The organism is Allomesorhizobium camelthorni (genome assembly GCF_011045125.1).
Taxonomy (GTDB): Bacteria; Pseudomonadota; Alphaproteobacteria; order Rhizobiales; family Rhizobiaceae; genus Allomesorhizobium; species Allomesorhizobium camelthorni.
The window spans coordinates 1-535 of record NZ_JAAKZF010000339.1; the positions used below are offsets into that span (position 1 = coordinate 1).

A 535-nucleotide genomic window follows, 5' to 3' on the forward strand; every position below is an offset into this window, starting at 1 on the left:
GGACTGAGAACTCGCCATTGCGAAGATGCCGAACAACGCGGCGGCCGAGAAAACCGGTTCCACCGAACACGGTGACGACGCGATGGTTCATGGCAGCCATGGCTTAGACTCGTCAGCTCATGTCGGCTGTCTCGACCGTACGGTTCAGGTCACCTGAACAGCACGCCTACTGACCACCATCTATTACCTGGGCTACCTCGTACAGATTGGGATCGATCTCGTCCGTCAACTGATCGAAGTGACCCCACTCCTTGCGGAATTCCGGCGCTTGATGAGCCGATCGCAAGAGATCGCGACTTTGCCATTGGACGTAGTTGACGATGCGCCGTCCGTCGAGGCTGCGATGCAGGCTGATTGAGATGAACCCAGGCTGACGCGCCATAAAGCGCGCCCGCTCGGTCATGACGGACAATGCCTCGGACTGCTTGTCCGGTTCAGAATCGACGATGGTGATTTGGGTGACTGGCTGATTGCCGGCTCGGATGTGTGTCATGGAAACCTCGCTGGATTGGCGATGGATTTGCCGTGTCACTGC

The 535-nt window shown here is 57.8% G+C and carries 1 protein-coding gene; it reads right to left on the reverse strand.

Going from position 1 to position 535, the window contains the following annotated elements; translation table 11 throughout:
- Positions 1 to 166 precede the first annotated feature (166 nt).
- Positions 167 to 535 (reverse strand): antibiotic biosynthesis monooxygenase family protein (locus tag G6N73_RS36235; protein WP_165034614.1); only part of this gene is annotated, 369 nt, incomplete at its 5' end.